This window comes from Pseudomonas sp. 7-41 (assembly GCF_021233075.1).
GTDB lineage: Bacteria > Pseudomonadota > Gammaproteobacteria > Pseudomonadales > Pseudomonadaceae > Aquipseudomonas > Aquipseudomonas veronii.
Genome location: NZ_CP089551.1, coordinates 5,683,914 through 5,709,750, shown reverse-complemented (window position 1 = coordinate 5,709,750; position 25,837 = coordinate 5,683,914). Strand labels below are relative to the sequence as shown.

Annotated in this window: 26 protein-coding genes; 13 read left to right on the top strand and 13 right to left on the bottom strand. The window is 62.2% G+C overall.

The genetic code is table 11. The annotated features are described in order from the left end of the window. Nucleotide 1: 1 nt before the first annotated feature. The 12 genes from LQ249_RS25965 to fliE all read right to left on the bottom strand — a co-directional run bounded on the left by LQ249_RS25965 (nucleotide 2) and on the right by fliE (nucleotide 12,597). The gene (locus tag LQ249_RS25965; RefSeq protein ID WP_232565984.1) at nucleotides 2-1,822 is read right to left on the bottom strand and encodes a flagellar biosynthesis protein FlhF; all 1,821 of its coding nucleotides are present in this window, start codon (nucleotides 1,820-1,822) and stop codon (nucleotides 2-4) included. After that, complete coding sequence (flhA, locus tag LQ249_RS25960) at nucleotides 1,819-3,915, bottom strand: flagellar biosynthesis protein FlhA (RefSeq protein ID WP_046382123.1); 2,097 nt, start codon at nucleotides 3,913-3,915, stop codon at nucleotides 1,819-1,821. Before flhA ends, LQ249_RS25965 begins: the two co-directional genes overlap by 4 nt. After that, nucleotides 3,912-5,081, bottom strand: coding sequence for a flagellar biosynthesis protein FlhB (gene flhB, locus LQ249_RS25955; protein ID WP_046382124.1), 1,170 nt, complete (start codon nucleotides 5,079-5,081; stop codon nucleotides 3,912-3,914). The genes flhA and flhB overlap by 4 nt, the downstream gene beginning before the upstream one ends. Before the next feature lie 102 nt (nucleotides 5,082-5,183). Next, nucleotides 5,184-6,038 carry a flagellar motor protein MotB gene (gene motB, locus LQ249_RS25950; protein WP_046382125.1) on the bottom strand — a complete coding sequence of 285 codons (855 nt, stop codon included), beginning with the start codon at nucleotides 6,036-6,038 and terminating at the stop codon, nucleotides 5,184-5,186. A 2-nt stretch (nucleotides 6,039-6,040) separates the two neighbouring features. Then, nucleotides 6,041-6,913, bottom strand: a complete 873-nt coding sequence (gene motA / locus LQ249_RS25945; RefSeq protein WP_108524554.1) for a flagellar motor stator protein MotA — start codon at nucleotides 6,911-6,913, stop codon at nucleotides 6,041-6,043. Nucleotides 6,914-7,280: 367 nt separating this feature from the next. Beyond that, nucleotides 7,281-8,500 (bottom strand): IS3 family transposase gene (locus tag LQ249_RS25940; protein WP_199918165.1). Its coding sequence is split into 2 segments (ribosomal slippage): nucleotides 7,281-8,155 and nucleotides 8,155-8,500, totalling 1,221 coding nucleotides; the frame shifts between segments, so codons are not numbered across the junction. A 256-nt stretch (nucleotides 8,501-8,756) separates the two neighbouring features. Continuing rightward, complete coding sequence (flhC, locus tag LQ249_RS25935) at nucleotides 8,757-9,308, bottom strand: flagellar transcriptional regulator FlhC (RefSeq protein ID WP_046382127.1); 552 nt, start codon at nucleotides 9,306-9,308, stop codon at nucleotides 8,757-8,759. A gap of 3 nt (nucleotides 9,309-9,311) precedes the next feature. Beyond that, nucleotides 9,312-9,647, bottom strand: a complete 336-nt coding sequence (gene flhD / locus LQ249_RS25930) for a flagellar transcriptional regulator FlhD (RefSeq protein WP_046382128.1) — start codon at nucleotides 9,645-9,647, stop codon at nucleotides 9,312-9,314. Between the two features lie 330 nt (nucleotides 9,648-9,977). Further along, a complete protein-coding gene (gene fliT / locus LQ249_RS25925; protein WP_169866060.1) occupies nucleotides 9,978-10,349 on the bottom strand; it encodes a flagellar protein FliT in 372 nt (123 codons plus the stop codon). 2 nt (nucleotides 10,350-10,351) lie between these two features. Continuing rightward, complete coding sequence (gene fliS, locus LQ249_RS25920; protein ID WP_046382130.1) at nucleotides 10,352-10,753, bottom strand: flagellar export chaperone FliS; 402 nt, start codon at nucleotides 10,751-10,753, stop codon at nucleotides 10,352-10,354. A 23-nt stretch (nucleotides 10,754-10,776) separates the two neighbouring features. Then, nucleotides 10,777-12,183 (bottom strand): flagellar filament capping protein FliD, encoded by a 1,407-nt coding sequence (gene fliD, locus LQ249_RS25915; RefSeq protein ID WP_169866062.1) that lies wholly within the window; start codon nucleotides 12,181-12,183, stop codon nucleotides 10,777-10,779. A gap of 99 nt (nucleotides 12,184-12,282) precedes the next feature. Further along, entirely contained in the window at nucleotides 12,283-12,597 is a 315-nt protein-coding gene (gene fliE, locus LQ249_RS25910; protein WP_046382132.1) for a flagellar hook-basal body complex protein FliE, read from the bottom strand. A gap of 238 nt (nucleotides 12,598-12,835) precedes the next feature. Here fliE and fliF point away from each other — a divergent pair, with 238 nt between their 5' ends. From fliF to fliR, 13 genes are all read left to right on the top strand, one after another. Beyond that, nucleotides 12,836-14,551 carry a flagellar basal-body MS-ring/collar protein FliF gene (fliF, locus tag LQ249_RS25905; protein WP_108524550.1) on the top strand — a complete coding sequence of 572 codons (1,716 nt, stop codon included), beginning with the start codon at nucleotides 12,836-12,838 and terminating at the stop codon, nucleotides 14,549-14,551. After that, nucleotides 14,544-15,542, top strand: coding sequence for a flagellar motor switch protein FliG (fliG, locus tag LQ249_RS25900; protein ID WP_046382133.1), 999 nt, complete (start codon nucleotides 14,544-14,546; stop codon nucleotides 15,540-15,542). The genes fliF and fliG overlap by 8 nt, the downstream gene beginning before the upstream one ends. Then, on the top strand, nucleotides 15,535-16,209 hold the full coding sequence (locus LQ249_RS25895; RefSeq protein WP_232565983.1) for a flagellar assembly protein FliH: 675 nt from the start codon (nucleotides 15,535-15,537) through the stop codon (nucleotides 16,207-16,209). Before fliG ends, LQ249_RS25895 begins: the two co-directional genes overlap by 8 nt. Continuing rightward, nucleotides 16,206-17,573 (top strand): flagellar protein export ATPase FliI, encoded by a 1,368-nt coding sequence (gene fliI / locus LQ249_RS25890; RefSeq protein ID WP_079444659.1) that lies wholly within the window; start codon nucleotides 16,206-16,208, stop codon nucleotides 17,571-17,573. The genes LQ249_RS25895 and fliI overlap by 4 nt, the downstream gene beginning before the upstream one ends. Before the next feature lie 19 nt (nucleotides 17,574-17,592). Continuing rightward, complete coding sequence (fliJ, locus tag LQ249_RS25885; RefSeq protein ID WP_046382136.1) at nucleotides 17,593-18,063, top strand: flagellar export protein FliJ; 471 nt, start codon at nucleotides 17,593-17,595, stop codon at nucleotides 18,061-18,063. An 8-nt stretch (nucleotides 18,064-18,071) separates the two neighbouring features. After that, entirely contained in the window at nucleotides 18,072-19,274 is a 1,203-nt protein-coding gene (locus LQ249_RS25880; RefSeq protein WP_232565982.1) for a flagellar hook-length control protein FliK, read from the top strand. 123 nt (nucleotides 19,275-19,397) lie between these two features. Beyond that, nucleotides 19,398-19,868: a flagellar basal body-associated protein FliL gene (gene fliL, locus LQ249_RS25875; RefSeq protein WP_046382138.1), complete on the top strand. Its 471-nt coding sequence runs from the start codon at nucleotides 19,398-19,400 to the stop codon at nucleotides 19,866-19,868. Between the two features lie 3 nt (nucleotides 19,869-19,871). Beyond that, nucleotides 19,872-20,927, top strand: a complete 1,056-nt coding sequence (gene fliM, locus LQ249_RS25870; RefSeq protein ID WP_046382139.1) for a flagellar motor switch protein FliM — start codon at nucleotides 19,872-19,874, stop codon at nucleotides 20,925-20,927. Then, nucleotides 20,920-21,390, top strand: coding sequence for a flagellar motor switch protein FliN (fliN, locus tag LQ249_RS25865; protein ID WP_046382140.1), 471 nt, complete (start codon nucleotides 20,920-20,922; stop codon nucleotides 21,388-21,390). Before fliM ends, fliN begins: the two co-directional genes overlap by 8 nt. Next, nucleotides 21,387-21,791: a flagellar biosynthetic protein FliO gene (gene fliO / locus LQ249_RS25860; protein WP_046382141.1), complete on the top strand. Its 405-nt coding sequence runs from the start codon at nucleotides 21,387-21,389 to the stop codon at nucleotides 21,789-21,791. The genes fliN and fliO overlap by 4 nt, the downstream gene beginning before the upstream one ends. Next, a complete protein-coding gene (gene fliP / locus LQ249_RS25855) occupies nucleotides 21,788-22,480 on the top strand; it encodes a flagellar type III secretion system pore protein FliP (RefSeq protein ID WP_232565981.1) in 693 nt (230 codons plus the stop codon). The genes fliO and fliP overlap by 4 nt, the downstream gene beginning before the upstream one ends. A gap of 14 nt (nucleotides 22,481-22,494) precedes the next feature. Then, the gene (fliQ, locus tag LQ249_RS25850; RefSeq protein WP_046382143.1) at nucleotides 22,495-22,764 is read left to right on the top strand and encodes a flagellar biosynthesis protein FliQ; all 270 of its coding nucleotides are present in this window, start codon (nucleotides 22,495-22,497) and stop codon (nucleotides 22,762-22,764) included. 6 nt (nucleotides 22,765-22,770) lie between these two features. Continuing rightward, complete coding sequence (gene fliR / locus LQ249_RS25845; RefSeq protein WP_079444656.1) at nucleotides 22,771-23,559, top strand: flagellar biosynthetic protein FliR; 789 nt, start codon at nucleotides 22,771-22,773, stop codon at nucleotides 23,557-23,559. Nucleotides 23,560-24,637: 1,078 nt separating this feature from the next. Here the strand turns inward: fliR and flgL are convergent. Next, a complete protein-coding gene (gene flgL / locus LQ249_RS25840) occupies nucleotides 24,638-25,834 on the bottom strand; it encodes a flagellar hook-associated protein FlgL (RefSeq protein WP_232565980.1) in 1,197 nt (398 codons plus the stop codon). Nucleotides 25,835-25,837 lie beyond the last annotated feature (3 nt).

Below are 25,837 nucleotides of genomic sequence, written 5' to 3'. Positions count from 1 at the left end.
GTCAGAGGCTTTCCGTGATGGCGCAAAAGTGCAGCACGCCTTCGAGGATTTCAGCGGCATGGCCCCTGGGTTTTTTCGGCAACAGCCCCAATAGTTGGGCACGGGCCTGGAAGGCCCAGTCATCACTGGCATTGCTCAGGAGCACGGCACTGGCGGCGATGCCGGCGGCCAGGTACCGCTGCAGTTCGGCGTGCAGGTGCGGGTGCATGTCGAGCAACAGCGTCTTGCCGCGCGCAGCCAGGCTGGCCAGTTCATCATGTTTCAACTGCTGCACGAGGTCGCTGACCTGTTCATGCAACCCATGGGGTTCCCGGGCCAGCCAATAGCGTTGCCCCAGGCGTTGGCCGCTGTGGCTGTCCTGCAGGGTGCCGAACCAGGCGCGAACCGCCCCGTCTTTGAGCTCCACCGGCAGATGACTCAAGGTCAACCGCGCAGTGCGGTTGCGGTAGCGCAACTCGCGGAGGCCGAAGGCTTCAGCGTGCCCGGCCAGGTTGCCCAGGCGTTGGCGTTCACCTCGATACACCACGTGCTGGTTGCCCTGGGTCGCGGCGGCTTTCGCCGCTGTAACGGGCGCGCACGGTGCTTGCGCGCTGACAAAGGCGTCCCAGCGCGCAGGTTGCTGCGCCGTCGGTAACGCCATCAACGGCCAGGCGTCGAGCAATGGGCCGAAGCCGTCGACGTGTGCGACCAGGCTGTCGCGCAATGCCAGCATCGCCTTGCGCTGCCCCACCAACCCGCGCACCAGCGCATTCAGGCGTTGGCTCGTCGGCTTGCCGGGGGCCGAGGCGAACCGCGAAGGCCGGGACGTATCCAGCGCTTGCTGCAAAAAGTTCGAAGCGCCGGGCAGTTGCAAGTCTTCCGGCACTTGCTGGCCCGCCGACAGGTAGTTCAATCGCAAGCCGTGTCGAATCAACGTATCGAGCACCGGGCCCAGCCTGGCAGCCTCGTCGCATTTACTGATGATGCAATCGTCCAGGCAGCAACCGGCGGCATGCGCGGCGTCCCGGTAGGTGTGGACCACTTCATCGAGCGTGTCGCCATGGCTGGCGGCGTTGAGCACCAGCATCAGGCGCAGCGCCCGGCCGCTGGCGCCCAACTGGTTGATTTGGGTGAGCAGGCGTTGGTCGCGCTGGCTCATGCCCACGGTGTCGATGATCACCAGGCGCTTGTCGGCCAGCCTGTCCAGCAGCGGCCCGAGCGCGGCATCCGGCCCCAGGGCGTGCAGCTCAACCCCGAGCAATTGCGCGTAAATGTTCAGTTGTTCGTGGGCGCCGATGCGAAAACTGTCGGTGCTGACCAGCGCCACCGGGCCGGGACCGTGGCGCATGACATAACGCGCCGCCAGCTTGGCGGTGCTGGTGGTCTTGCCCACGCCGGTGGGGCCGACCAGGGCAATGATCGTGGGGGCGCTGAACAGCTCGGCTTCATCGGCCAGTTGGATCAGTTGGCTGTCCAGCCGTTGCGTCAGCCAGGCCTTGAGCCGCGCCGGTGTGGCATCGGGCAGCGGGGGCGGGCTGTGGTCGAGCAGCTCCTGGCTGAGGCTGGCGCTGAAACCGGCGTCGAGCAGCCATTTGAGCAAGGGCGAGGGTTTCCCCCGGCCATCGATCAACTGGCGCATAGCCTGGATTTCACTCAGCAGGCGTTCACTCAACGCGGCGAAATCCGCCGTGGCGGGCGTGGGCGGCGCTTCGGCCAGCGCCAGGATTTCCACCCCGACATCGGTCATGCGGCTCGACAGGATCAGCGCGTCTTCACCCAGGGCCAGGCGCACCTGGTTCATGGCTTCGCGGCTGTTGGCGCCGATAAATCGTTGAGCGCTCACTTGGGTTTGCCTCCGATCACGTTAGTCATGCGCAGGGTGCGGTCGTCGGGTATTTCGCTCAGGGCAATCACCGTGAGCTGGCGCAGACGCCGCCGCAGGAAACGCGACAACACCGGGCGCAGCTTGTTGGGCACCACCAGCACCGGCGGCTCGGTGCTGTTTTCCTGGCGCTTGAGGGTCAAGGTGGTTTGCTGCATCAGGTTGTCCGCCAGGCTCGGCTCCAGCGCGCCGCCGTTGCCCACCGCCTGCATCAAGACCTGCTCCAGGTTGAAGTCCAGGCCGATGACTTTCAGTTCGGTTTTGTTGCCAAACAGCTGATTGACGATGGAGCGTCCCAAGGCCACGCGCACGACAGCCGTCAGTTCTTGCACATCCGGCGGTTGTTGCACGCCACCGTGTTCGGCCAGGGCGTCGAGGATGGTCCGCATGTCGCGGATCGAGACGTTTTCTTCGAGCAGGTTCTGCAGCACGCGCTGCAACACCGTCAGCGACACCAGCTTGGGCACCACTTCGTCGACCAGGCCCTTGCTGTCGGGGCCGAGCTTGTCCAGCAGCTTCTGCACTTCGCCACGGCCCAGCATGTCCTTGGCGTGCTGATGCAGCAGGTGGTTGAGGTGCGTGGCGGTCACGGTGCTGGCGTCGACCACGGTGTAGCCATAGATCTGCCCGTGCTCGCGCAGGTTCGGTTCGATCCAGATCGCCGGCAACCCGAACGCCGGGTCCACCGCCGCCGTGCCTTCCAGCTCATGGGTGACCTTGCCGGGGTTGATCGCCAGCCACTTGCCGGGGAACACTTCGCCGCGGCCGATTTCCACGCCCTTGAGGCTGATGATGTAGGTGTTGGCGGCCAGTTCCAACTTGTCGCGCACATGCACCACCGGCGGCAGAAAGCCCACGTCCTGGGCGAATTTTTTGCGCAGGCTTTTGATCCGGGTGATCAGCTCGCCTTGTTGGCGCGCATCCACCAGTTGGATCAGGCGATGGCCGACGCGCAGGCTCAGGGTGTCGACCAACTGCACATCGTCCCAGGAGGCTTCGCTGCTTTGCGAGGCGGATTTGGGCAGCAGGGTCTGCACCGGTGAGCCCTCCGGGGCCAGTTCCTCCTGTTTGGAGAACCACCAGCCCAGCCCGGCCAGCAGCCCGGTAAGGATCAGGAACACCAGGTTGGGCATGCCCGGCACCAGCCCGAGCAGGCCCATCACGCCTGCGGTCATCATCAGCACTTTCGGGCGGCTGAACAGCTGGCCCATCATCTGTTGGCCGACGTCCTGTTCGGTGTTCACGCGCGACACCGTGACACCGGCGGCAATCGAAATCACCAGGCCGGGAATCTGCGCCACCAGACCGTCGCCGATGGTCAGCATGGTGTAAGTGTGGGCTGCGTCGGAGAAGGCCATGCCGTGTTGCAGGATGCCGATGGCCAGGCCGCCGATGATGCACACGCCCATGATCACCAGCCCGGCCACGGCGTCACCGCGCACGAACTTGCTGGCGCCGTCCATGGAGCCGAAGAAGTCCGCTTCCTGGGCGACTTCCTTGCGCCGCTGGCGGGCTTGCGGTTCGCCGATCAGACCGGCGTTGAGGTCGGCGTCGATCGCCATCTGCTTGCCGGGCATCGAGTCGAGGGTGAAGCGTGCGCCGACTTCGGCGATACGCCCGGCACCCTTGGTGATCACCATGAAGTTGATGGTCACCAGGATCAGGAACAGCGCCAGGCCCACGGCAAAGTTGCCGCCCACCAGGAACTCACCGAAGGCTTCGATCACCTTGCCGGCCGCGTCGGGGCCGGTGTGGCCTTCCATCAGGATCACCCGCGTGGACGCCACGTTCAGCGACAGGCGCAGCAAGGTGGTGAACAGCAGCACCGAGGGAAACGCCGAGAAGTCCAGCGGCTTTTCCGTGAGCATGCTGACCATCAACACCATGATCGCCAGGGCGATATTGAAGGTGAACAGCAGGTCGAGGATGAACGTGGGCAGCGGCAGGATCATCATCGACAGGATGAGCACGATCAGCACCGGGCCGGTCATGATCTTGAGGTCGGTGGTGGCCAGCCAGGAGTCGGGGCCGAATAAATCGGTCATGCCTTTCATGCGTTCGGGTCATCCTCAGGTGTCGGGGTACGCGGGCCACGCTGGTCCATGCCTGGCGGTACAGTCAGGTTCACCGGGGTCGGCGGCAGATCGCCGCCGTGTTCACTGACACGCTTGAGGCGGATGGCCCAGGCCACCACCTCAGCGACCACGGTGTACAGCTCGATGGGAATTTCTCGGTCCAGGTCGACGTGGAAATACAGGGCCCGTGCCAGCGGCGGTGCTTCCAGCATCGGCAGGTGATGTTGCGCGGCGATCTCGCGAATGCGCAGCGCCACGTCATCCGCGCCCTTGGCCACCACACGGGGCGCGCCGTTCTTTTCTTTCTGGTACGACAAGGCCACCGCAAAGTGGCTGGGGTTGGTGACGATTACGTCGGCCTTGGGCACTTTGCTCATCATGCGGCGCCGCGCGCGGGTCTGTTGCATCTGGCGAATCTTCGCCTTGATATGCGGGTCGCCGTCGGCGTTCTTGTGTTCCTGGCGCTGCTCTTCCTTGGACATGCGCAGGTTCTTGGCGTAAGTCCACAGTTGGTAAGGCACGTCCATGCCCACCACGATGATCAGTGCCGCGACGCACATCGTGCAGGCGCTGGCGGTCAGGCTCAGCATGGCGGCCAGGGCTTTGGGCGCGGGCATGTGCGGCAAGTTGAGCAACTGCTCGATATGGCTGCGCAGAAAGAAGTAGATCACCGTACCGATCAGGCTGGCCTTGGCGATGGCCTTTGCCAACTCCACCAGCACCTGCACTGAGAACAAGCGCGCCAGCCCGCTCATGGGGTTGACCCGGGAAAACTGCGGGCGCACGGCCTTCAGGGTGATCACCAACCCACCCAGCAGGGCCGGCGCGGCGAGGGCGGCGAAGGTCGTCAGGGCAAAGAACGGCGCCAAGGTCAGCAGCGCGGTCTGGCTCAATGTCCACAGCGTACTGAGCATGCGCGCGGTGTCGAACAGCTGTGCGCGGTCGAACAACAGCGCCTGTTCCATCACCTGGCCAAGGTTGTCATAGAGGGTGCCGCCCATCAGCCACAGCCCGCCAATGCCGGCCAGCAGCATGACGAAGGTGTTCATTTCACGGGAACGTGCAACCTGGCCTTCTTCGCGGGCCTTTTCGATCCGTCGCGGCGTTGCCGCTTCGGTCTTGTCTTCTCTGCTGGTCTCGGCCATGGCTCTCCGGGCGCCTGCGGCAACCCGCGCGACCTGTCAAAGCCGCTATTGTGCGCAGGCGCCCGGGCCGCCGATCGCACGAACACCCGGCACAATCGCGCGTTAATGAGCGGATGGTTCCTCTGGCGCGTATTCATCCTGGGACAGGATGCGTTCGGCCACGCGGTTGTCGAGCACGATGATTTCGATGCGGCGATTGGCGGCATCGTAGGGGCCGGCGCCGTGGAAGCGGATGCGGTCGGCCATGCCGGAAACGCGCAGCAGCTTGTTGGAGTCCAGGCCGCCGGCCACCAGCTCCTGGCGCGAGGCCTTGGCGCGGTCGGCGGACAGGTCCCAATTGTTGTAGCCGGCATCGCCGCCGGGGTAGGGGTGGCTGTCGGTATGCCCGCTGATTTGAATGCGGTTGGGCAATTCGTTGAGCACCGGGGCGAACGTCTTGAGCAGCTTGCTCAGGTACGGCGCGACGTTGGCACTGCCCAGCTCGAACATCGGGCGCTTGTCGGTATCGATCAACTGCACGCGCAGGCCTTCGGGGCTCAGTTCTATCGCGATCTGCTGCTTGAGTTCGCGCAATTGCGGGTCGCGATCCACGGCGTTGTTCAGCCGCTGCTTGAGGGATTCCAGGTGACGCCGCTCATCACCGGAAAGCGGCGAAGGGCGCGTCGTCTGGCGCGCGCGCTCGCCTTCGGAGAAGCGTTGGTCAGGCCCGCCGCCGGGGATCGCGCTGGTGCTGGACGTGCTGCGATCGCCTTTGCTCATGGCCACCAACAACGGCGTGCTGAAGTACTCGGCAATCGCGTCCTTGTCGTTTTTGCTGGCATTGGACAGCACCCACAGCACCAGGAACAGTGCCATCAGCGCGGTCATGAAGTCGGCGAAGGCGATCTTCCAGGCGCCGCCATGGTGGGCGTGCCGGGCGGCTTTTTTACGCCGGATGATGATCGGTTGATCGCTCATGCTCAGTCGATTCCCGGCTGGCCGCTGCCGCTGCGCACATAAGTTTCCAGCTCAAGGGCACCAGGGCGTTCGCTGGTGTGCAGCGCCTTGCGGCCGAACTCCACGGCCAACTGCGGCGGCATGCCCTGCACGCTGGCCAGCAGCGTGACGCGGATGCATTGCAGCATCTTGGCGGATTCGGCGGCTTGCCGGTCGATGCGGCTGGCCAGGGGGGCGACCAACCCATAGGCCAGGTAAATGCCCAGGAACGTACCGACCAAGGCATGAGCGATCATCTGGCCCATCAAGTCCGGGCCGACGTTTACCGCGCTCAAGGCTTTGACCACACCCATCACCGCCGCGACGATGCCGAAGGCCGGCAGGGCGTCGCTGACTTTGTAGAGGGCATCGGCAGGCAAGTGGGCTTCGTGTTCGAAGCCTTCGATCTCGTGCAGCATCAGCTCGTCAAGTTCATGGGCCTGCATGGCGCTGCTGACCAACAGACGCAGGTAATCGGTGATGAACAGGATGATCAGCGGGTCAGCGATCAGTCGTGGGTATTGGGAGAAAATCGGGCTTTGCGCGGGTTCTTCGATATCCCGTTCCAGGGCGAGCATGCCTTCGCGGCGGGCCTTGCTCAGCAAGGCATAGAGCATGGCCATCAATTCCAGGTACAAGGTTTTGTCGTATTTGGCGCTGCGCTTGAAACGTGACACGGCGGTGAGCGTGGCCCTGATGGCCTTGCCGTTGTTGGCGGCAATGAACGCACCGACACCGGCCCCGGCAATCATCAGTAACTCGGTGGGTTGATACAGCGGGCCAAGGGCGCCGCCGGACAGGACAAAGCCACCGAACACCGATAACAGTACAACGATAAGCCCGGATACGATGAGCACGTGGTCGTTCCTTAGATTCAAGCAATGGATGACTTGCTGAATATCGGCAACGGCGAGGGACGAATTGAGGGGGTTTTTGCAGACGGTGAAATTGAAAACGCCACAGATCCAATGTGGAAGGGGGCTTGCCCCGATGGGGGTGGATCAGCCAAACAATGACTGACTGACACTCCCTCATCGGGGGCAAGCCCCCTCCCACATTGGATTGGGTTTACAGCTCAAGGGCTGGGCAGGTTGTCGACCCGGTAATGCATGAAGGGTATTGAAGATGTCCCTGTTCAAATACCTCTAAAGAACAACCGGATCAAATGTGGGAGGGGGCTTGCCCCCTGGACTTGCCCCTATCAAGCCGGACACCAACTCCCCGTTAAATTGATGCTGCTGCCAAGCGCCTAAACTCTCTTGGTGACCGATATTTCAGCGCGCTGTGCGGATGCTGCTCGTTGTAATGCTCGAAGGCAATCGTCAGATTGCGCAGCGCCGTTTCTCGATCCGGTTTGGGCATATGCGCAACGTAATCACGCTTGATCGTCTTCACGAAGCTCTCTGCCATACCGTTGCTCTGGGGGCTTCGCACCGGTGTAGTTACCGGCTGTAAGCCGATCTGGCGAGCAAACAGACGCGTCTGCTCGGCGATATAAGCCGAGCCGTTATCGCTCAGCCACTGCACCGGTGTGCTTGGCAGTTGATCGCCAAAACGCTTCTCCACGCTTTCCAACATCAAGTCTCGGATGTCATCACCGCTGTAGCCTGTTGGGCTGGCGACCCAGCCGATGGCTTCTCGGTCACAGCAGTCCAGAGCAAAAGTTACACTCAACTTCGCACCATCGTCACAGCGGAACTCGAAGCCGTCCGAGCACCAACGAGTGTCGCTGGTTTGAACGGCGATGCGGCCTTCATGCCGGCGTTGCACGCCAGGTTGCTTGATGCGTCGTTCCAGCAACAGATTGTGGTCGCGCATGACGCGATAGACCCGCTTTACGTTGATCGGTGGCCGCGACCGGGTTTCACGTTCGCGGCGTAACAAGCCCCAAACGCGGCGGTAGCCATAGCTTGGTAGCTCGCTGACTTGCTGCTTGATCTCAGCGACCAATTCCGTATCGTTCACGAGCCGAAGTCGCCGTACTTTGGGCGATACCGATTGCTTGATTCGAACCGTTAGTTGCGAGCGCGACACACCGAGACATTTGCTGACCAGTTTCACTGGTCGTCCCCCGGCAACAAGGGTGAGTGCGCAATCCATTTTCGCGACCGGGCAATCTCCACGGCCTCTTTTAGGACTTCGGCTTCCATCGTCTTCTTGCCCAGCATCCGCTGCAATTCGCGGATCTGCTTGAGCGCATCGGTCAGTTCCGACGCCGGTACAACGGCTTCGCCAGCACTGACCGCCGACAGACTTCCGTCCTGGTACAGCTTGCGCCACAGGAACAGCTGATTGGCGTTGATGCCGTTGCGTCGGGCCACCACGGACACGCTTTGTCCCGGCTCAAGACTCTCGCGAACCATGGCCAGCTTCTGGTCGGTGCTCCAGCGGCGTCGGCGTTCCTGGCCGAGCAGCTCACCACCCTTATCGTTGCTGTTAGTCATAAACATACCCGTTTGCCTATCCCTTATCGTAAGGGGGAAACGGTGTCCTGTCTTTCATGGGGCTCGTTCAGGCAGGTTGTCGACCCGGTAATGCATGAAGGGTATTGAAGATGTCCCTGTTCAAATACCTCTAAAGAACAACCGGATCAAATGTGGGAGGGGGCTTGCCCCCGATGGGGGTGGATCAGCCAAACAATGACTGACTGACACTCCCTCATCGGGAGCAAGCCCCCTCCCACATTTGATCCGGTTCGACTTAAGCCTTGCGTATCAGCAGTTGTGCGTCGATATCCCGGCGCTTCAGCGTCTTGCCCGCCCGTGACGGCGGCTGGCAAATCCCGCACACATACTGCTGCGCCGGCGCATGGGAGTGGGCAACGAATTCGCCGGAGCAGCACGAGCAGCGGATCAGTTCAAGCATGTCGCTTTCAAAAAAACGCACCAGGGTCCAGGCGCGGGTAAGTCCCAGCACCAGTTCTCCTTCCTGGTCACCCACCTGTTCCAGGTACAGGCGATAGGCTTTGACGAAGGCGTCGATACGGTGCCCACTGATTTCCATCAAGCTGCGATAGATACCGTAGAACAGCGACGAGTGAATGTTCGGCAGCCATGTCACGAACCAGTCGGTGGAGAAGGGCAGCATGCCTTTGGGGGGTGAGGCGCCGCGAACTTCCTTGTAGAGCCGGATCAATCGACCTCGGCTCAGCGACGTTTCCGTTTCCAGCACCTGCAGCCGTGCGCCCAGTTCAATCAGTTCGATTGCCAGTTGCACTTGCTGCATTTCGGTGACCAGGCTTTTGTCTGACATGGATCAGCCTTCCCCGATGCGCAAATCGCCCGTGCGGTCGGCGGCGGCCATCAGCAGTGCGGAATGAATTTCCACCATGCCCAGTTCGCGCGCGTTACCCAGCACCCGGGATAGCCGATCGGTCTCTTCGAACACCGGACGACAAATCAACTGGTTGACTCGCGCCAGTTGGGTCATTTGCTTGCTGCTGAGTTTGGTCAACAGGTCAGCCATTTGCTCGCTGAGTTTCAGGCGAAAAATCGCGATCTCACGGTCTTTGCGCAATAGGTTTTGGGCCAGTAATAAATACGAAAGATTCAGGTCCTGGATGTCTTCAAGCTCAGTGTTGGTATTTGGCAACTTTCTACCCCTCCCGTTGGGTACTACAGTTCGGCACACCTAGTGGTGCGACCTCTGGCAGACAGTGCTGCAAATCGACAAGTACTAAAGTCAGGCTTTTATAGTTGTACAGCGAGTGCCTGGTTGTAGCGTTACTCGGTTATCCATGCTCCCGGCCATCTGCTCAAAGGCCGTGAATACCGAATTTTTTAATTTTTTCTAAAGTATCAAGTAATTTGTACGATAACAGACTGAGGAATGTTATTTCTTGTCTGTTTTCAGTACTTTACTGTACATAGTCGATAGTTTCATAATTATGTGTCTCGCGTAGATACAGCGTGTAAGTATTTGTTATTTTTTTCGATACAAATAATGGCTTATTGGTATCACTTGGTTGGATGAGGCTCGGTAGGCCGTGTTTAAATTGCTCTTTTTGCGGTTGATCTGCATCAACTCGCCCAAATCATTTTGTCGCGCATGCAAAAACCAACTTACTTGTTCTTCCAGCGCCAGGATCTGGCTGAGTAGTTCAAGCTTGTATTGCTGACCGCTTGCATCAAGATCAACTTGGTCCTGCGCGCGGCGTAAGTAAGCGGCGTCGATCAGCCCCTGGGACTTCAACGCGAAGATGCCGTCCCAATCGGCTTTTTTGGCGTATTCGAGCAGGCGTTGGGATTGTTCGAGCAGTTGTTCATAAGCGGCGATCAGTTGTGCTTGCATCATGTCTACCGCTCTTCCTCGATATGCGAACCGATGGCCAGCCAGGCGGCGGCGACGTTTTCCAGTAACGTCGCGGCCGTGGTCAGTGCGGTCTCATCATTGTTCAGGTTTGCGCGAAGCAGCACACGAACCACGTAGTCGTAGAGTTGGTCCAGTTGCACGGCGATGTCACCTCCTTGTTCAAGGTCCAGCGAAGCGCGTAAACCCTGGCTGACGATATTGATTGCCTTGGTGATGGCCTTGCCTTTTTCGGCGGTATGGCCGGCCTGCATATGCAGGCGTGCGATACGGATCGAAGCCTGGTAACTGTCGAAGAGCATCACGATTCTTTGGTGAGGGGAGGCCGCCAAAATGCCGCTTTCTACGCCAACCTTGGCGTAGGCATTCGCGTCTCGAAGGGAACTCATCTGATTTGCTCCAGGTGTGGTCGTCAATCGCTGCTGTTAAGTGCATCGAACTGGGTCGTCAGGTAATCGGACGTGGAGTTGAGCGACGAGATCAAGGTGTCGAGCTGGGTGAACTCGTCGGTCCAGCGCGCCATCTCGGAGTCGATCAGCGCCTGCTTTTCGACATAGCGCTCTTCAAGTTGCACCAGTTTGGATTCCAGGCTGTCGGTCCTGGCGACGATCAGGCCGCTGTCTTCGTCCAGGTAGTTGTCGAGGTCGTCCGTCATTTGGCCAATGAAGCCGGAGGTGCCGTCGGTACCGATAAAGAACTCCGACACGGCGTCGATGTTGTCGGTGATGGCGCTGGTCAGGGTGTCTTCGTCAACCAGCAGAGTGCCATCGACCTCCAGGGAAATACCCAATTGCGACAGATAGCTGAAGGTGCCGCTGCCAATGGCGGTGTACAGGTCGCTGCTCAATTCTGTGCTGATGCGGCGGGTGGTCGAGTCGCCCAGCAACTCGCCTGCGGTGTCGGAATCGGCATTGTAGGCAGTGAGGGTATCCACGCTGGAAACGTAGCTGTTGTAGGCGGTGACGAATGTGGAGATGGCGTCGTAGATCGCGTCGGTGTCCTGGGAAATCGTCAGGGTCTGCGAGCTGCTGGTGGCGGACAGGTTCAGCGTGACGCCCTGCAGTGCGCCCTCCACGGTGTTGCTTTGGCTGGTGATCGAGATGCCGTTGAGGGTCAGCTCGGCGTCCAGCGCTTTCACGGTCTGGGTCATGTTGCCGCTGCTGCCGTCGTAGCCGAGTAGGCTGGACGCCTGGTCGGTGCTGTCGGTGCCGGTGTAGGTCACGGTCATTGCCGATTCGGTGCCGGTGCTGTTAGAGGTCAGCACCAGGCGGTACGGCGTGTCGCTGCCATCGTTGACGATCGAGGCGGTCACGCCGGCCCCCGAGGCATTGATGGCGGTACGAATGCCTTCAAGGGTGTTGTTGCTGCTGTCCAGGGTAATCGACACCGCGTCCGCCGTGCCCACTTGCAGGGTCAGGGTGCCGGTGCCCAGGGCGGTGGTCTTGCTCGCGACACCGTTGGTGCTCAGGCTTTGGGCCTGGGCCAGTTGGGTGACTTCCAGTTTATAGGTGCCGGCTTCGGCTTTGCTGGTGGTGGCGGCGGTGACACCGGTGCCGGACAGGCTGGTGGTCAACGATTCATACAAGCTCGAGTCGGCCAGTGCTTCTGCCGCCGTTTGCAGTTTGGTCAGGGCGCTGGTCAGGGTGCCGTAGGCGGATATTTCCGCATTGACCGAGGTTTCCTGGTTGGTGATGGGCGTCAGCAGACTGGTTTCCTTGGATTCCTCCAGGCTGGTCAGGATGCTGTCCAGGTCGAGCCCGGAGCCGACCCCGAGGGAGGTGATGGATGCAGTCGAGGTGGTGGAAGTCGTGGTTGCCATGTGAATGCCTGTCCTGGTTTGTGTTCACACTCGATGGGGTGCGGTTGAACCCAACATCGGCAAACGGCTGACCCGTCTTTAGGCGTGCCTCGGAGTTTTTTACACCTGCATGGCCATCACGTCTTTGTAGGCGCTGAGCAGACGGTTGCGTACCTGCACGCCCATCTGGAAGGCCACGCTGGCCTTTTGCGAATCGGCCATCACATCGCTCAGCGACACCGCCTCACTGCCGGCCTGGAAGGCGTTGGACTGGCGGGTGGCGGTCTGTTGCAACTGGTTGATGCGCTGCAAGGACGACTGCAACTCGCCGGCAAACCCCGTGGCCGGGGCGAAACGTTGCGTGCCGCTGCCTTCGGCCTGTTCGGCCAGCAGCGACAGTTGTTGCAGGGCGTTGGTCAGTGCGGACGAATTCATGCTGCAGGTTCCATTGGAAGCGATCAGGCCAGCAGATTACCAAGGCTGCCTGCCTGCACATTCGCCCAATTGAGCACAAAAGCGGTGGCTTTTCCGGCGTTTAGCTTTTGGCATTTTCGCCAGAATGAAGCCCTGCCAGCTGTTCCTCTCTGCGAGGGGAGGCTGATCGACTAATAATACTGTTACCGGACTCTGCAATGTCTTTCGTACAGGCCCTACCCTCGCCATCGAGGTGTTCGTGAGTACCGCAGTCCTGGCCAAAGGCGCGCAAAAGAACCTGGCGACCCGTGTTCCAACCCAGCCGTTGGAGGCGTTGACCACGCTGTTTCGCAACCAGCCCCTGGTGCCTCTGCTGCTGGCGGCAGCCGCCGCGGTTGCCGTCGTGGTGGCGTTGCTGCTGTGGGCGCGCGAGCCGGAATATCGCGTGTTGTTTTCCGGGCTCGGCGAAGCGGACGGCGGACAAATCATCAGTGAGCTGGACAAGCGTGCGATTCCCTATCGCCTGAGCGAAGGCGGCAACACCATCCTGGTGCCCGGCGACAAGATGAACGCCCTGCGCCTGCAGCTGGCCGAGCAAGGTTTGCCCAAGGGCGGCAGCATCGGCTTCGAGTTGCTCGACAAGCAGGCCTTTGGCGTCAGCCAGTTCGCCGAACACCTCAACTACCAGCGCGGCCTTGAAGGCGAGCTGGCGCGCACCATCGAATCCCTGGGGCCGGTGGCCAAGGCGCGGGTGCATCTGGTGATGGCCAAGCAATCGGTATTCGTTCGCGACCGCGAGGCCGCGCGCGCCTCGGTGGTTCTGACCCTGCAACCCGGCCGTGAATTGGGGCAAAGCCAGGCCAGCGCGATTGTGCATCTGGTCACCTCCAGCGTGCCGGAACTGAGTGTCGATGCGGTAACCGTGGTCGACCAGAACGGGCGCCTGCTGTCCCAGGTCCACGGCGATACAACCGGCCCCGACGGCACGCAACTGGACTATGTGCATGAGATCGAGCGCTCCTACCAGCGGCGTATCGAAGACATCCTCACGCCGCTGCTCGGCAGCCAGAACGTGCATGCCCAGGTCGTTGCCCAAGTGGATTTCTCCACCCGCGAAAGCACCGCCGAACGCTATGCGCCCAACCAGGACAGCCATGAAGCGGCGGTGCGCAGCAAGCAAACCTCCGAACATGTGGTGGAAGGCGATGATGCCGGTCGCGGCGTGCCTGGCGCGCTGACCAACTCGCCGCCCAATACCCCGGCGCCGACCAAAGCCACCGCACCGACGCCGGCGGGCGGCACGGCAACCGCCGCCGATGCCAAGGCCAGCAAGCCGGCGAATGCCACTCAAAGCGAGCGGATGATCAACTACGAGGTCGACCGTAACGTCGAGCACGTCAAATCGAGCCTGGGCACGATCCAGCGCCTGACCACCGCCGTGGTCGTCAACTACCGCACGGTGCTCAAGGACGGCGCGCCGACCGCGGAGCCGCTGAGCAAGGAAGAGCTGGAGAACATCAATAACCTGGTGCGCCAGGCCATGGGCTTTACCGAAAGTCGTGGCGATGCGTTGCAAGTGATCAACAGCCCGTTCGTGACCGAAGACACCTCGGTCGCTGAGCCGCCATGGTGGAAAACCCCCGAGGCCTACAACCTGCTGATCAGTGGTTTGCGTTACCTGCTGGTGGCCTTTGCCGCGCTGCTGCTGTGGTGGCTGGTGCTGCGACCGATGCAACGGCGCAACGCCAGCCGAAACGCCCAGATGCTCGCGGCCAGTGCCGAGCCGGGCACCGCGCTGATGCCGACCAGCACCGGTACCAGCGTGGTGGTCGCCGGCCAGGACAACACGCCGCACACCCTGCCGCGCAAGTCGGCGGTGTACGAGCAGAACATGCAGAGCCTGCAACAGATTGCCGCCGAAGACCCGCGGCTGGTCGCCATGATCGTGCGCGGATGGATGAAGAAAAATGACTAGCAAAATGAACGGCTCGCGCCGCAGTGCGATTTTGCTGCTGTCCCTGGATGCCGACAGCGCGGCGGAAGTGTTCAAGTTCCTGCCCAGTGGCGATGTGGAAGCCATCAGCATGGAAATGGCGCGCCTGAGCCAGGTCTCCCATGAAGAAATGCGTCAGGTACTCGAAGAGTTCATGGACGAGACCGACCAATACGCGGCCATCAATATCCAGACCAGCGACCATATCCGCGCCGTGCTGACCAAGGCCCTGGGCAGCGAGCGTGCCGCCAGCCTGATCGACGACATCCTCGAAAGCACCAACACCGGCTCCGGCATCGACAAGCTAAACCTGATGGAGGCCTCGATGGTGGCCGAAATGATCCGCGACGAACACCCGCAGATCATCGCGACCATCCTGGTCCACCTGGAGCGTCACCAGGCCTCCGACATCCTGCAATTGCTGCCCGACCGCCTGCGCAACGACATCATCCTGCGTATCGCCACCTTCAGCGGCGTGCAGCCGGTGGCGCTGCAGGAACTGACCGAAGTGCTCGGCGTGATGCTCGACGGTCAAAGCCTCAAGCGCAGCAAAATGGGCGGCGTGAGGACGGCGGCGGAGATCCTCAACCTGATGAGTTCCACCCACGAGGAACTGGCCATTGGCACGGTGCGCGAGCACAGCGAAGACCTGGCGCAGAAGATCCTCGACGAGATGTTCCTGTTCGAAAACCTGATCGACGTCGACGACCGCGGCATCCAGACCCTGCTGCAACAGGTGGAGCACAACTCCCTGGCGATCGCGCTCAAGGGCTCGCCGCCGGCGTTGCTCGAACGCTTCCTGCACAACATGTCCCAGCGTGCCGGGCAGTTGTTCCGCGAAGACATGGAAGCGCGCGGCCCTATCCGTATGTCGCAGATCGAAACCGAACAGAAGGCCATCCTTGCGGTGGTGCGGCGCTTGTCCGACAGCGGTGAAATCGTGACCGCGCGCGGTAATGACACTTATGTCTGATTGGCAGCCCTGGCAGATGGACCCGTTGGGCAGCCCTGCCTCGCTCGGCGATGATCCGCAGAGCAGCCACCGCGAGCGCGTGCGCAAGCAAGCCTTCCAGCGCAAGCTGGAGATGCAGGTGCTGCGGGAAAAGACCCTCGCCGAAGCCCAGCAGGTCGGCCATGCCCAAGGCGTGGAGCAGGGCTATGCACAAGGTTTGAGCGAAGGGCGCCAGGCCGCCGCCGTGGAGTTGCACCAGCAGGTGCGGCAGACGTTGCAACCGCTGCTGGAACTGTGCCGTAACTTCGACGAGGCCCTCAAGGCGATGGATACGCACATTGCCCGCCAGTTGGTGGGCATTGCGCTGGAGGCCGCCCGACAATTGGCCGGTGATGCGCTGGCCGCCCAGCCGGAGCAGGTGCTGGTATTGGTCAAAAGCCTGCTCGACAGTGACCTTGAACTCACCGGCAAACCCAAGCTGTGGCTCCACCCGGAGGATCTGCAACGCGTCCAACACAGCCTCGGCGAGCAGATCGAAGCGGCAGGCTGGGCCTTGCATGCGGACTCGGCGATGTTGCCCGGCGGGTGCCGTGTGGTCAGTGCCGGCGGAGAGCTGGATGCCACGCGGCCTTCGCGGTTGGGCCTGCTCAATCGCAGCGTCGAGCGCGCCCTGGATGAACAGCCATGAACGCGCACCTCGAGCGCTGGAGCCAGGTCCTGGCGTCGGTGCAGGGCAAGCCCTTGCAGGTCGCGCCGCACCTGCGCAGCGGGCGCATCACCCGCGCCACCGGCATGGTGCTGGAAGCGGTGGGCCTGCGTCTGCCGCTGGGAGGCGCCTGCCGTATTGAGCTGACGTCCCATGAAGGCGTATACGCCGAGGCTGAAGTGGTCGGCTTTGCCGGGGACACGTTGTACCTGATGCCCCTGGCGGAAATCCACGGCCTGCAACCGGGGGCGCGGGTGTTTGCCGCGCAGGACGGCCAGACCGGCGTCGGCGGCAATCGCAGTTTTCCCCTCGGCATGGCCTTGCTCGGCCGCGTGCTCGACAGCGGCGGCCAGCCCCTGGATGGTCGCGGCCCGCTGCTGGGCGCCCACCACGCTAGTCTGCACACCCAACCGCTCAACCCGCTCAAGCGTGCGCCGATCGACCGTCAGATCGACGTGGGCATCCGCGCCATCAATGCCTTGTTGTGTGTCGGGCGTGGCCAGCGCCTGGGCCTGTTTGCCGGTTCTGGCGTGGGCAAGTCGGTGCTGCTGGGCATGATGGCCCGCTACACCCAGGCCGATGTGATCGTGGTCGGGCTGATCGGCGAGCGGGGCCGCGAGGTACAGGACTTTATCGACAACATTCTCGGCGAAGACGGCCTGCGTCGCTCCGTGGTGGTCGCCGCGCCGGCCGATACCTCGCCGCTGCAACGCTTGCAGGGCGCGTTGTACGCCACGCGGGTGGCCGAGGACTTTCGCGACCAGGGCAAAGACGTGCTGCTGATCATGGATTCGCTGACCCGCTACGCCATGGCCCAGCGCGAAATCGCCCTGGCCGTGGGCGAGCCGCCGGCCACCAAGGGCTACCCGCCGTCGGTGTTCGCCAAGCTGCCCAAGCTGGTGGAACGCACCGGCAACGGGCCGCCCGGCGGCGGCTCGATCACTGCGTTTTACACGGTGCTCAGCGAAGGCGACGACCAGCAGGACCCGATTGCCGACTCGGCGCGGGCGATCCTCGACGGGCACATTGTGCTGTCCCGGCACCTGGCCGAAAGCGGGCACTACCCGGCCATCGATATCGAAGCGTCGATCAGCCGGGCGATGACGGCCATTGCCAGCGACGCCCAGCAGCGCAAGGCGAATCAGCTCAAGCAGGCGCTGTCGCGCTACCAGCGCAATCGCGACCTGATCAGCGTGGGCGCCTACACCCAGGGCCACGACGCGCAACTCGACCGCGCGGTGGGTTTGTACCCGCATATCGAACGGTTCCTGCAGCAGCGCATCGACGACCGTGCCAGCGTTGACGAGACCCTGCACGGCCTGACCCTGTTGTTCCCCGGCAACTGACCTTTTCGAGTAACCATCGATGGCTGACCAATCGCTGCACCTGCTGATCGAACTGACCGCCAAGGCACGCGACATCGCGGCCCGCGCCCTGGCGCAAAGCCGCACTGCCGAGCAACTGGTGATCAACCAGTTGCGCACCCTGGACCAGTACCAGCAGGAGTACCGCCAGAACCTGCAATTGGAACTGGCCAAGGACGGCATGAGCCCTTCGGCGCTGACCAACTACCGGGGCTTTTTGCAGTCGCTGGAAGAGGCCGTGGAGCGTGCGCAAAAAAGCCTGGAGCGCCACCGCAAACAGGTGGCGCACCACCAGATCACCTGGATGGCGCAGTGGCGCAAGGTCAACGCGATTGAAGCGTTGTTGAGCCGCCGCGCCCAACAGGCGCAAGTGCGCGCCGGGCGTGTCGAGCAACGCCAGATGGACGAACTGGCCAGCCAATTGCGGCGCCGGGCGGCAGCGTTTCCAACTTCCATCGATAGCAGCCTCTAAGGGACACCATGGACATTCTCGCGTCGTTAGCGCCATCGACCGCAGCGCCTGCGCCGGCCAGTCTTCCCGCTGAGGCGACGGTTGCGCCGAGTGAGTCGTTTGCCGCGGTATTAAGCCAGGTCGATGCGCCAGTGGCTGACCCGCTGCCGGTGGTTCAGTTGGCACCGGCCCCGACATTGGCACCGGCATTGGCGGCTGCGGACACCGCCCCGGTCATGCCGGAACCGGCTGCGGCTGCACTGCCCACGCCGGTGGTCGCAGCGCCAGTGCCGCTGGCTGAGCCAGAGCCCGTAGCGGTGGACGAGGTGCCGAATGCCTGGCCCGATCAACCCGTGACAGCGGTTGAAGAACCTGAGCCGACGACCAAGGGCGACAGCTCGCTGGACGACATTCGCCAGCGCATGGCCCTGATCGAAAGCGCCGGCCAGCTGGATACCGCCGCAATGATCATGGCACCGCCGACGCCTGTCAGCGTGCCGCTGCCTGTGGTGGTCAGCGCTGAGTCAGCCGAGCCCGCCCCGCTGATCAGCAGTCGTGTATCGGCCCAGGCGACCAGCCTGCCTGCGGCGGATGACGAGGCGGATACGCCGCAACCGATCGACCTGCCCGACGCCATGCCGACGCTGGTCGCCAGCGTCGCCGACAGCGTGCCCAGCGTGCGCGCGCAAACGCACGACAACCAGGCGCAGAGCCAGCCCGATCCGCAGAGTGTCTTCAGCCTTTCAGCGGCATCCTTCAGCCCGACGAATCTGGCCGTCGCCGACACGGTTGCGAGCAATGGCCTAGTGCTCACGGCCGCCATCGGCAGCGCCGATTGGCAGACTGACCTGGGCCAGCAGATGGTCGACATGGTCACGCGTGGCGAGCAGCAAGTGGACTTGCGCCTGCACCCGGCCGAACTCGGCCCGTTGTCCATCAGCCTCAACCTGAATGACGGCACCACCCAGGCGCAGTTCCAGGCCGCCCATGCGTCGGTGCGGGCGGCGGTGGAGCAGGCGTTGCCGCAGTTGCGCGAGGCGCTGGCCACCCAAGGCATCGCGTTGGGGCAAGCCTCGGTCAGCGACCAGTCTTCACGCCAGGCCGCGGGCGGCCAGACACCGCGTGATCCGCAGGCCCAGCCGTCCAGCGCAGCGGTCAGCCGCGACGAAGCACTCCCGACGCACGTCCAGCAGGTGGTGCTGCGCAGTTCGGGCGTGGACCTGTACGTCTGATTCTCAAATCAAAACAGCGAGATACCGCCGTTACCCTGGTCTTATCGCGCCATGGGCGGAGCAGGGCGATGGTCATACTTGAGCCCTGCCTAACCGTTTTCCTTCATTCCATGGTTCCAGCCAATGACCACCACCCGCAAAACCCCCTGGCTCTTGATTCTGCTGCTGGCGCTGGTCGTCGTCGCCGCCAGTTCCGGCGGCACCTACCTCTATTTCAGTCAACATGGCATGGCGGCTGAGGCAGTGACGGTCGAGCCCGTGGCGCAAAAGCCCCAGGCGCCGCGGTTGGTCACCATCGCCCCGATGACGGTCAACCTGGTGAACGAGCGCGATGAGCAAAGCCTGCTGTACGTGGGGTTTGCCCTGGAAGTGGCGGATGACGCGACCCAGGCCCTGCTGCAGCAATACATGCCGCAAATACGCAGCCAGTTGTTGACCCTGTTGAGCGGGCAGAACACCACGCAGGTGATCACGCCCCAGGGCAAGGCGGCGCTTGCCGGCAAGGTCCTGGAAACTCTCAAGCAGCCCCTGGCGCCGCAGCAACCCGCACCTGCGGTGCTGCGCGTGCTGTACACCGACTTTATCGTGCAATAACCCATGGCCATTGACGATTTGCTCTCCCAGGACGAGATCGACATGTTGCTTCGCGGGGGCGACGACGGCGACGCTGCGGCGGATGACGCCGACACCCTGGACGCCGCGCGGGTGCGCCCTTACGACCCGGCGACCCAGCACCGGGTGATCCATGAGCGTTTGCACGCCCTGGACATCATCAACGAACGCTTCGCCCGTTACTTTCGCATGAGCCTGTTCAACCTGATCCGGCGCAGCATCGATATCACCGTCAAAAGCGTGCGTTACCAGAGCTACAGCGAATTCTCGATGCACATGCCGATGCCCACCAACATCAATCTGTTGGCCATGAAACCGCTGCGCGGCACGGCCCTGGTGGTGTTCCCGCCCAGCGTGGTGTTCATGGTGGTGGACAACCTGTTCGGCGGCGACGGGCGTTTCGTGACCAAGTCCGAAGGTCGCGAGTTCACCCACACCGAACAGCGCATCATCCGGCGTTTGCTGGGGTTGTCGGTGGATGCCTACAAGGACGCCTGGAAGTCGGTCTACCCCCTGGAAATCGAATACCTGCGTTCCGAGATGCAGGCCAAGTTCGCCAACATCACCAGTTCACCGAATGAAATCGTGGTGAATGCCACCTTCCACCTGGAGGTCGGCAACCTGTCCAGCGATTTCAACATCGTGATCCCGTACCTGATGATCGAGCCGATGCGCCAACTGCTCAACGGCCCGCTGACGGATACCAATCCCGAGGAAGAGCGCCACTGGAACAAGCGCATGGCCGGCGAGATCACCCATTCCGAGATTGAGCTGATCGCCGACTTTGTCGAGCTGGATGCGCGGATGGGCCAGGTCATGGCGCTCAAGGTCGGCGATGTGCTGCCTATCGACCTGCCCGAGATCGTCAGTGCGCGGGTCGACGGCGTGCCGGTCATGACCTGCGAATACGGCAGCCAGAACGGCGTGCGCGCGTTACTTGTGAAGGACCTGGTCGATCACTCGCTGAGTCTTTCCTCCTCTTCTACCAGCCGATTCGTGAAGGGCCACGTGTCCACTGCCAAGGAATCCGATCATGACTGATTCAAACACCCTCGAGCCCCAAGAGCCCGATGAATGGGCTGACGCCCTGGCCGAACAGGCCGCCGAGGCCGGTGACGACGACCCGTGGGCGGCGGCCTTGGCCGAACAGGAGCAAGCCGACGCGGCGGTTGCCGGCCCGGCGCCAAGCGTAGGCTCGAGCCTGTTCAAGCCGTTGCCGGTGCCAGCACCTGCGGCGGCTGCGCGTGAGCTGGAAATGATCATGGATATTCCGGTCAAGCTCAGCGTGGAACTGGGCCGCACCCGAATCACCATCAAGCAATTGCTGGAACTGGCCCAGGGCTCGGTGCTGGCGCTGGACGGCCTGGCGGGGGAACCGATGGACATCCTGATCAACAGCTACCTGATCGCCCAGGGCGAAGTGGTGGTGGTGGATGACAAATACGGCATTCGGATCACGGAAATCATTACTCCGTCCGAACGCGTGCAAAAGCTCAACCGATGAGCCTGGTCAGCGCAACACCCGCGCCCCTTGGCGTGCCCTCGGACAACGTGATGAACCTGGCATTGCTGGGCAAGACCGGCCTGGCGCTGGTGGTGGTGCTCGCCTGCGTGCTGGTGTGCGGCTGGCTCGCGCGGCGCATGGGTTCACGGCCGTTGGCACCGGGGAAGATGCTGCGGGTGGTCAGCAGCACCGGGCTGGGCCAGCGTGAAAAGGTGGTGATTGTGGAGGTGCGCGGCCAATGGCTGGTGCTGGGGGTGACGGCCCAGCAAGTCACCGCCCTGGCGCAAATGGACGCGCCGGCAGCCGAGCCTGAGCCGGCGGCGGTCGCACCGGGCGACAGTTTTGCCGAACGCCTCACGCATGCGCTGAAGCACAACCTGCGCAAGGGGCGCGCCTCATGACGGCCCTGGAACCGGCGATGCAGGGCCTGAACGCCTTCACCGGCCAGGCCGGCGGCCAGCAATGGTCGCTGAGCCTGCAGACCCTGCTGCTGCTCAGCGCCATGGCGTTCCTGCCGGCGGTGCTGCTGATGATGACCGGGTTCACCCGCATCATCATTGTGCTCGGCCTGCTGCGCACGGCCATCGGCACCACCTCGGCGCCGCCGAACCAGGTGCTGCTGGGGCTGGCGCTGTTCCTGACGTTTTTCGTCATGTCGCCAACCCTCGACCAGGCATACGAAACCGCCTGGCAGCCGTTCTCCCGGGACGAGATCACGGTGGAGCAATTTCTCGACAAGGGCAGCCAGCCGTTTCGCGCCTTCATGCTGACCCAGACCCGCCAGGGCGACCTCGCATTATTCGCACGGGTGGCGCGCATCGGCGACCTGCAAGGGCCGGAGGATGTGCCCATGCGTGTGTTGCTGCCGGCCTTTGTCACCAGTGAATTGAAGACCGCGTTCCAGGCCGGTTTCACCATTTTTATCCCGTTCCTGATCATCGACCTGGTGGTGGCGAGCGTGTTGATGGCGCTGGGCATGATGATGGTGCCGCCGTCGACCATCTCGCTGCCGTTCAAGTTGATGCTGTTTGTGCTGGTAGACGGCTGGCAGTTGCTGCTCGGTTCCCTGGCGCAGAGTTTTTATACCTGATGAGGACGTAGACGATGACGCCGGAAATGGTCATGGATCTGGCTTACAAAGGCATGCGGATGAGCATGATCGTGGCCGCGCCCGTGTTGTTCGTGACGCTGTTTGTCGGCTTGCTGGTGAGCCTGTTCCAGGCGGCCACGCAGATCAACGAATCGACCCTCTCGTTTATCCCCAAGATCATCGGTGTGTGCGTGGTGCTGGTGATCGCCGGGCCCTTGATCATGGAAATGCTGGTGGACTACACCCGCGCGCTGTTCACCAGCCTGCCCACGTTGATTGGCTGACGCACCTTGATCGAGGTCAGTTCGGCGCAACTGCAACTGTGGCTCACCAGCTTTTTCTGGCCGTTCTGCCGCGTGCTGGCGTACCTGATGAGCGACCCGATCCTCGGCCACAAAAACGTGTCGAGCCAGGTGAAGGTCGGCCTGGCGATGCTGCTGGCTTTCTTGCTGGCGCCCAATTTGCCGGCGCTGCCGGAGGTGTCGCTGTTTTCCTGGGCCGGCCTTGGGGTGACGGTGGAGCAGGTGCTGATCGGCATGTCGCTGGGCATGGTGATGCGCGTGACGCTGGCGGTGGTGGAGATGACCGGCGATATCTGCGGCATGCAGATGGGGCTGGCGTTTGCCACATTCTTTTCCGCCGATACCAGCACCAACAGCCTGGTGCTGTCGCGCTACCTGGGCATGATCACGATCCTGATGTTCCTCGCGCTGGACGGCCACCTCATGGTGCTCGAACTGCTGGCGACCACGTTCAAGACGCTGCCCATCGGCCACCTGCGTTTTGACCCCAACGCCTGGAACCTGATTGCGCGCTATGGCAGCACGATCTTTCTCACTGGCCTGTTGCTGGCTTTGCCGATGGTCGCCACGCTGCTGATCATCAGCCTGGCCATGGGCATTCTCAACCGGGTGTCGCCACAGTTGACGGTGTTCTCGGTAGGCTTCCCGCTGACCTTGTCCGTGGGCCTGATCCTGCTGATGGTGGTGATGGGCGACCTGGGACCGTTTCTGGCCAGCCTGCTCACCAACACCCTGCACTTCATGCAGTACCTGGTCGACAACATGACCCTTGCTTGACTCATGCACCCTGGTCCAACTGTGGGAGGGAGCTTGCTTCCGATGGTGGTGTTTCAGCCCATGCATCTGGTGACTGATCCAGCGCTATCGGGAGCAAGCTCCCTCCCACAGTTTTTGATGTGTTTGAACAGTGACATGGGGGCGTCGCAGTTGATGGGCTTCTGTGGGCTGGGTTTAGGACTATTTTTGGCCAGTCAGCTGCCACGGTCCAACTGTGGGAGGGGGCTTGCCCCCGATGGTGGTGTTTCAGCCCATGCATCTGGTGACTGATCCAGCGCTATCGGGAGCAAGCTCCCTCCCACAGTTTTTGATGTGTTTGAACAGTGACATGGGGGCTTCGCAGTTGATGGGCTTCTGTGGGCTGGGTTTAGGACTATTTTTGGCCAATCAGCTGCCACGGTCCAACTGTGGGAGGGGGCTTGCTCCCGATAGCGGTGTTTCAGCCCATGCATCTGGTGACTGATCTATCGCTATCGGGAGCAAGCTCCCTCTCACAGTTTTTGATGTGTTTGAACAGTGACATGGGGGCGTCGCAGTTGATGGGCTTCTGTGGGCTGGGTTTAGGACTATTTTTGGCCAATCAGCTGCCACGGTCCAACTGTGGGAGGGGGCTTGCCCCCGATGGCGGTGTTTCAGCCCATGCATCTGGTGACTGATCCAGCGCTATCGGGAGCAAGCTCCCTCCCACAGTTTTTGATGTGTTCGAACAGTGACATGGGGGCGTCGCAGTTGATGGGCTTTTGTGGGCTGGGTTTAGGACTATTTTTGGCCAATCAGCTGCCACGGTCCAACTGTGGGAGGGGGCTTGCCCCCGATAGCGGTGTTTCAGCCCATGCATCTGGTGACTGATCTACCGCTATCGGGAGCAAGCTCCCTCTCACAGTTTTTGATGTGTTTGAACAGTGACATGGGGGCGTCGCAGTTGATGGGCTTCTGTGGGCTGGGTTTAGGACTATTTTTGGCCAATCAGCTGCCACGGTCCAACTGTGGGAGGGGGCTTGCCCCCGATGGCGGTGTTTCAGCCCATGCATCTGGTGACTGATCCAGCGCTATCGGGAGCAAGCTCCCTCTCGCAGTTTTAGATGTATTCGAACAGCGACATCTTTTGGATGCTGACGAAGGTCTGCTGCGCCGCCTGCAAGGCCACTTGCAGTGCGGTGTACTCGGTGACCGACTCGGTGTAGTCGGCATCCACCAACCCCGACAGGCGTTCGGTGTAGCTCAGCGCCAGGTCGTCGCCGATGGTGTCGAGCACGTCCAGCTGGTTAAGCCGCGAGCCGACAGAGGTCTGCACTGTGAGTACGTTGTCCTGGGCATTGCTCAGTTGGCGACTGGCGGTGGACAGGGTGTTGTCCAGGTTGGCCTGGTCGGCGTCGGTTTCCACCGGGGTCTGCAGCACCGAGATCAGGTTTTTCAGGGTCGCGAACAGGTCCGGGTCGGCGTCGGCGGCCTTGCTCACGGTAACCGTGTCGCCGTCCACCGGGGTGCCGCTCAAGGTCAGGGACAGGCCGTTGACTTCCAGCGTGTCGCCCGAGGTGTACGTCACCGGGGTGGCGCCGTCGAGGCTGTATTGCGCGGTGCCGTCGGCGGCGGTGCTGAAGGTCAGGCTGAAGCCGCTGCCGTAATTGGCGTCCTGGGTATCGGTAATGGTCGGGCCGCTGTAGGTCACGCTGCCGCTATTGTCGCCGGCCTCGGCGATAAACCCCGCCGAACTGCTCACCGAAAGGAAAATCGTCGCCCCGGTATCGCCGCTGGCCATGCTCTGAGTGGAGCTGACCTGTTGTGTGACCGCGTTGTTGTCGCCCTGATACACCAGATCGCCATTGGCATCGGTGGCAAACGCCGGGCTTTGGCTCTGGTAGCCGGAAAACAGATAGTTGCCGTTGCTGTCGGTGGCGTTGGCCAGTGTCACCAGCGTGTCGTACACCCCTTGCAGCGAGGTGGCGATGGACTCGCGGTCAGCGTCGCTCAAGGTGCCGTTGTTGGCTTGCACGATCAGCGCCTTGGCGCTGGTGATGGCATCGTTGATGCTGTCCAGGGTGCTTTCTTCCTGGGACAAGGACGTGCTGATGGTGCTGCGCGAGTCGGCATATTGCGTATTCGCGGCGATGGCCTGGCGCACGTTGACGGCCTGGGCGGCGGCCAGCGAATCATCCGAAGGGTTGACCACCCGGGTGCCGCTGGACACTTCCTGGGCGGCGTCCTGATAGGCGCTTTCCTGGGCGAGCATCGAGTTCAGGCTTTGGTTGTAAATCGTCGCACTGCTGAGGCGCATGGC